Genomic DNA, 5,949 nt, shown 5'->3' with positions numbered 1-5,949 from the left:
GTAAAAGATAATGGAGTTAACTTTAGATTTGGCCAAAAAATGGTTGCAGCTGTTTGCAAAAGATATTCAATCACAACAGGGGTTTTTAAATGAATTAGATACTGCTATTGGCGATGGCGATCACGGTACGAATATGGTGAGAGGAATGCAGCAAGTACAGGTACTTCTGCAGCAGGATACGGCTTCTGATTTAAGCGCTTTATTAAAACAAGCAGCTTTTGCTTTAATTAGTAAAGTGGGTGGAGCTTCCGGACCATTGTACGGTACGGCTTTGTTAGATATGTCAAAATATGCTCAAGAACATGATAGTCAGCTGGAAGCCTTAATTCAAGCTGGTGCTTCTGGAATTGCTCGCCGTGGACAAGCCCAGGTAGGCGATAAAACAATGTTAGATATTTGGCAACCAGTAGCGCATGATCTTAGTCAGGGGCAATTTAACCGGCAAAATCTTCAGCAGCATTTAGCAGCTACAAAAGACATGGAAGCCCATAAGGGTCGAGCTAGTTATTTAGCTGAACGTTCAATCGGTCATATTGACCCCGGTGCTCAAAGTAGTGAAATTTTATTTAATAATTTGCTACAGGTAATAGGAGAATAATCATGAAATATGGAATTTTAATAGTGTCGCATGTTCCACAAATTGCTCAAGGTGTAGCTCAATTAGTAGCACAAGCAGCACCAGATGTACCCATCACTTTTGCTGGAGGAACAGCCGATGGTAAATTAGGAACTTCTTTAGAGAAAATCCAGCAAGCTATTGAACAAAATACTGGAGAACAACTATTAGCTTTTTATGATTTAGGTAGTTCCAAAATGAATTTAGAAATGGCTCAAGAAATGAGTTCGAAGTCTATTCATCGATATGATGTAGCATTAGTAGAAGGGGCTTATACCGCTGGCACTTTGGCTCAAGTTAGTGTTGATTTAACAGTTATTGAAAAAAATTTACAAAATCTAAAATTAAAAAAATAATGAATTATCTGAGTAACAAAAAAGGGTGATGAGATTAATAATGGTCTCATCATCCTTTTATTAAACGTAGCTTTAATTATCAGAAGTTCATGATTTAATTAACTAGTATCAATAATACTATTTGTTTTCCTTTTGCTTATCAGCTGCTTTAGTTTTTTTAGCAGTTTTATCGACTGTATCGACAGCTTGTTTTACATCATCTGGTAAAGAGGCAAATTTGTCAAATAAATTTCCAAAATCATTTTCACGTTTTACAGTTAATCCCATGCTCATCGCTCCTTTTAGTGGTAATTATATATAATTACACTACTGATTGCAAAATTGTTGGTATTTTTATTCAAAAATAGTAGAATATTCTCCAGAAATAAAGGAGATTGCGATGGCAACAGAATATTTAGAGCATAAGTTAGCATTATTACCTGATCGTCCCGGATGTTATTTAATGAAAGATATTAATGCTAAAATTATTTATGTCGGTAAGGCCAAAAATTTAAAAAATCGTGTCCGTTCGTATTTTAAGAGTTCTCATGAAGGCAAAACTGCTAAATTAGTCAGTGAAATTCGTGATTTTGAAACCATAGTTACTTCCACTGATAAAGAAGCATTTTTATTGGAAATTACGCTTATACAAAAGCATCAACCCTATTTTAATATTAAGTTAAAAAAAGGAACTGGTTATCCATATATCAAAATCACCAATGAACGTGATCCGCACATGATAATAACCGGACAAGTAAAAAAAGATGGCGGCTATTATTTTGGCCCTTATCCGAATGTCTATGCTGCTGAGGAAACCCTACATTTTTTGCAGAAAGTATATCCATTAAGGCGGTGTACGGGACATTTGGGCCGACCATGCCTATATTATCACATGGGGCAGTGTTTAGGAGCATGCTTTAAGGAAGTTCCCATAGAAAAATATCAAAGGCAAATTGCAAAGATTAAAAGTTTTTTAAATGGAAATGTAGGATCCATTAAAAAAAGTCTCCAGCAAAAAATGGAAACTGCTTCTAAAAATTTAAAATTTGAACGCGCTGCTGAATTAAGAGACCAAATCCGTTATATTGAACAAACTGTTGAAAAACAAAAAATTATTTCCAATGACTATACGCCACGGGACCTCTTCAATTATTACGTAGATAAAGGTTGGATTTCAATTCAAGTGTTTTTTATCCGTCAAGCGCGACTAATGAAACGAGAAAAGCAAATTTTTTTATGTATCAATTCACCGGAAGAGGAATTAGCAACATTTATTCTACAATTTTATAATCGTAAAAATAATCTGTTGCCGCGAGAAATTCTGGTACCCCCTGAAGTTGATAGCTCTACTTTGGAGCAGATTTTGCAGATCCCGTTGCGAACTCCTCAACGGGGGCAAAAACGAGATTTGTTAAATATGGCCCAGGAAAATGCTAAATTAGTTTTATTAGAAAAGTTTCGTCTGATGGAATTAGATAATAGACAAACCATTGAAGCTCAAAAGCAAATTTTTGCAGCCTTAGGGTTATCTTATGGGCATGTAATTGAATCTTTTGATCATTCGCATATTCAAGGAATGGATCCTGTATCAGCGATGGTAAGTTTTGTTGATGGGAAACCGCAAAAAAGTAATTATCGTAAGTATAAAATTAAAGATGAACTTGAAGCCCATAATGGAGCCGATGAAGCAGCAAATACACGTGAGGTAATCTATCGAAGATATTCACGACTGTTAAAAGAAAAGAAACCTTTACCTGATTTAATTTTAATGGATGGAGGAATTATTGAATTACGTGTAGTTTTAGACGTTTTGCATAATGAGCTGGGAATTCAAATTCCCGTTGCTGGCATGGTCAAAGATCGACATCATAATACTTCCCATTTAATATGTGGTTCTGAAGGGAAGGCTGTGAACTTAGACCCGAAAAGTGAAGGATTTTATTTATTACAGCGTATTCAAGATGAGGTTCATCGTTTTGTGATTAGTTATCATCGAAAAACACATAGCAAAAATGCTCTTTCTTCACAATTAGAAAGTATTAAGGGCGTAGGTCCTAAAACGCGGATTAAATTATTAAAAAACTATGGTTCTGTTAAAAAAATAAAAGAAGCTCCAGTCGAAGAACTTATGAAATTGGGCATTTCACAAACTGTTGCGCAGACAATTAAGCTGTCACTTTCCACTACTCCCATACGTAAAGTTGGACCATAACTACTAATATTAAATTTAAAATACTACTAAACCAACAAAAAGGCGCGGACTATGCTTATTCCGCGTCTTTATTTTATATATTATGAAGTCGGTAAATTAGTGAGAATATTTAAAATATCTTTAAATGTTCTTTCCCAAGTTATAGAATGCAAATGTTGGCGTGCATTAGTGGTTACTTTTTGTAAAGCAACAGCATCTTGACTTAATTGCATAAGTAAATGTGCTAATTCAGTTTCGTCAAAATGAGTAATAAAGCAGCAATTTTGGGGGATGAAGTAACGGCCTGTTCCTTCTTTAAAGTCAATAAAGGGCAGGCCTGTACTCATCATTTCAAAGGGTACTAGGGAAAAATTAGTCATTGAAGGTGCAATTCCAAAATCACTATGATGGTACAAATTAACTAGTTGTGGTGGAGTTAATTTACCTAAATTTTTACCATTAATAAAAGTTTCTTCTTTTTCAGTGCCAAAATAACTAATTTCAAGTTGATATCCGTGTTGCTTTAAAATTTTCTCACAATTTCGTAAAATCAATTCAACATTAATAGGAGCACGTCTAGGACTGGTAAATTTAGTGTAAACAGCAAGTTTTAGTTTTTTCTTGTGAGGATAATCTGAAAAATTACGATGTAAATGTGGGTATCTATCCAAATCAACTGGAAAATTAATCTGTTCTAATGGACTATATAGCTGACAATTTTGCTGAATCATTTTTTGACACCAGGGACCTAAAGAAATCATGTGTAGTCCCAATTCATAAGTCTTTTTTGCCAATTGAAAGCGATCGCCGAAGGGATAAAAATATGGCTCATAATCTTGTACAAAATAAAGTTTATATCCTAGTAAGTTTTTAATAATATAAGCTGATTCCCAAAGAGTTGCTACCCAAATATCCGATTGATGCTGTTTTAATTCCGACATTTCTAAGCAAGTGCCTTGATAACCAGGATAATTAAATTCAGCATTATTTTCTAATTCAACGCGACTTTGAGGTACATAGCTTTGATAATATACATCATAACCTGCATGCGCTAATAAAGTGCCTAAATGCAACATTGTAGTCTGTCCGCCATTATAGGCTTCAATTCCTGTAGTTACGAAAGTTATTGAATGGTATTGCTTCTTTAAATCCTGATGAGCCATTTGATTATTAAAATAATCAAGAATGCTATCGTAATCATGAATATTGCCTTCTTGTACGGACGCAATTTTAGTTTTAACTGGTTGAACCAAAATTTTCATCCTCCTGCAAAAATTCAATTGATGCATTAAACTTGCATCTATGATAAGACTAACACTCTTAATTAGCGAAAGGTTGGATATTGCTGTTAAATAATTTTTGTGCCATGAGCTTGATCTACTGCTAAAACACGCAAAATATCAGAAACATTACTTTTCGTAATACCACCACCTGGAAGAATTTGAATTTGCTGGGGAGCTTGTGCGATTAATTCTTGCAAATGCTTAATATTTAAGGGTTGGTTTAATGGCCCTCCATGAGTTAATATTCTTTGAAAATTATGTTTAGCTAGCCATTTTAAAGCTGACTTTTGATCAGTAATTTCATCAAAGGCCATATGAAAAACTAACTCTAATGGTAAGTCATGGGTTACATATAATAATTGTTCGGTTTGTAGTTGGCGATGTGAAGTTAATATTCCTATTGCTATGCCATCAGCTCCGAGTTGCGCAATTGTTTGTGCATCTATACGCATAATTTCAATTTCTGCTTCTGAATAAATAAAATTTCCACCTCTAGGACGTACCATTACCACAACAGGTATTTGGTATTGATGAGCAAAAGTAATCGTTTTTTGAATAACACCTACACTGGGGGTGATTCCACCTTGTGCTAAATCGGCATTTAATTCTAAGCGATTGGCACCGTGTTTAATTGCATGAACGGCCATGCGAAAGTCGCCAACACACGCTTCTTTTATCATATTTTCACCTCTTGTTTTTAGTTTAGTATAAAAAGCTGTCTTGATAATAATCTAATACTAATTTTGTTGTATATCAAAATTTAAGTTCTCATTTTTATATTAAATCAGCATTTGCTGTTATATAGTTGTTATAAAGAATACTTATTATCTCTAAGCAATTAAAAAAACCGGAGCAAAATATCTTGTTCCGGTTTTTATTTTTGAATCATTAAAAATTTATTTATCTGCCTTAGCTTCTGCTTTCAAAGCTGGCTTCCAGATACCATAAATTACCCCTGCAATAACCGAACCTAAAATAACCGATAGTAAGAATAACCAAGGACGATTAGATAGTGGTGTCACAAAAACCCCTCCATGAGGAGCAGGAACATTAACTTTCCATAGTTGAGTTAAACCTCCGCCAATAGCTGCTCCAATAACACTGGAAGTTAAAACATGCAGAGGATCAGCTGCGGCAAATGGAATTGCACCTTCGGTAATAAAAGCAGCACCAAGGATATAGTTACTCAAACCAGCTTCACGTTCACCTTGAGTAAATTTATTTTTCCAAATTGTTGTTGCTAAAGCAATAGCTAAAGGTGGAATCATTCCTCCAGCCATTACAGCAGCCATTAAAGCACCGTCTTTAGTTGTGGTAAAAGTACCAATCGCAAAAGCATAAGCAGCTTTGTTAAAGGGACCACCCATATCAATGGCCATCATTCCTGCTAACAACGCTCCTAAGATTACGGCGTTACCGGTTCCCATATGGGTTAACAAGTTCGAAATAACTTGGTTAACAACTGCAAATACTGGATCAATAATGAAGTACATAATTGCACCGACAATAAGCAAACCTAAAACG

At 34.8% G+C, this 5,949-nt stretch carries 7 protein-coding genes; 3 read left to right on the top strand and 4 right to left on the bottom strand.

Annotated elements, in window-relative coordinates; all coding sequences use genetic code 11:
* The first annotated feature begins 28 nt into the window (after positions 1-28).
* Together dhaL and dhaM are read left to right on the top strand one after the other, a co-directional pair.
* Complete coding sequence (gene dhaL / locus EQ827_RS07515; protein WP_309109352.1) at positions 29-598, top strand: dihydroxyacetone kinase subunit DhaL; 570 nt, start codon at positions 29-31, stop codon at positions 596-598.
* A 2-nt stretch (positions 599-600) separates the two neighbouring features.
* The gene (gene dhaM, locus EQ827_RS07510) at positions 601-972 is read left to right on the top strand and encodes a dihydroxyacetone kinase phosphoryl donor subunit DhaM (protein WP_181190384.1); all 372 of its coding nucleotides are present in this window, start codon (positions 601-603) and stop codon (positions 970-972) included.
* 117 nt (positions 973-1,089) lie between these two features.
* Here the strand turns inward: dhaM and EQ827_RS07505 are convergent, their stop codons facing one another.
* Positions 1,090-1,239, bottom strand: a complete 150-nt coding sequence (locus tag EQ827_RS07505; protein WP_181190383.1) for an SPJ_0845 family protein — start codon at positions 1,237-1,239, stop codon at positions 1,090-1,092.
* Between the two features lie 112 nt (positions 1,240-1,351).
* On the opposite strand from EQ827_RS07505, the gene uvrC reads away from it, so the two are divergent.
* A complete protein-coding gene (gene uvrC / locus EQ827_RS07500) occupies positions 1,352-3,163 on the top strand; it encodes an excinuclease ABC subunit UvrC (protein ID WP_181190382.1) in 1,812 nt (603 codons plus the stop codon).
* Positions 3,164-3,243: 80 nt separating this feature from the next.
* Here uvrC and EQ827_RS07495 read toward each other — a convergent pair whose 3' ends face one another.
* The 3 genes from EQ827_RS07495 to EQ827_RS07485 form a co-directional block, all read right to left on the bottom strand.
* Positions 3,244-4,404 (bottom strand): glycosyltransferase, encoded by a 1,161-nt coding sequence (locus EQ827_RS07495; protein ID WP_181190381.1) that lies wholly within the window; start codon positions 4,402-4,404, stop codon positions 3,244-3,246.
* Between the two features lie 86 nt (positions 4,405-4,490).
* A complete protein-coding gene (locus EQ827_RS07490) occupies positions 4,491-5,105 on the bottom strand; it encodes a copper homeostasis protein CutC (RefSeq protein WP_181190380.1) in 615 nt (204 codons plus the stop codon).
* A gap of 216 nt (positions 5,106-5,321) precedes the next feature.
* Positions 5,322-5,949, bottom strand: a 628-nt coding sequence (locus EQ827_RS07485) for a PTS fructose transporter subunit IIC (protein ID WP_181190379.1), incomplete at its 5' end; no start/stop codon positions are given.

Source organism: Bombilactobacillus bombi (assembly GCF_013607485.1).
Classification (GTDB): domain Bacteria; phylum Bacillota; class Bacilli; order Lactobacillales; family Lactobacillaceae; genus Bombilactobacillus; species Bombilactobacillus bombi_A.
The sequence above is the reverse complement of the archived record's forward strand: the minus strand, read 5'-3'. Positions and strand labels throughout refer to the sequence as shown.

Bases quoted from the DNA above. Each gene is read 5' to 3' on its own strand.
- dhaM (WP_181190384.1), top strand. From the start codon at position 601: ATGAAATATGGAATTTTAATAGTGTCGCATGTTCCACAAATTGCTCAA.
- EQ827_RS07505 (WP_181190383.1), bottom strand. From the start codon at position 1,239: ATGGGATTAACTGTAAAACGTGAAAATGATTTTGGAAATTTATTTGAC.
- uvrC (WP_181190382.1), top strand. From the start codon at position 1,352: ATGGCAACAGAATATTTAGAGCATAAGTTAGCATTATTACCTGATCGT.
- EQ827_RS07495 (WP_181190381.1), bottom strand. From the start codon at position 4,404: ATGAAAATTTTGGTTCAACCAGTTAAAACTAAAATTGCGTCCGTACAA.
- EQ827_RS07490 (WP_181190380.1), bottom strand. From the start codon at position 5,105: ATGATAAAAGAAGCGTGTGTTGGCGACTTTCGCATGGCCGTTCATGCA.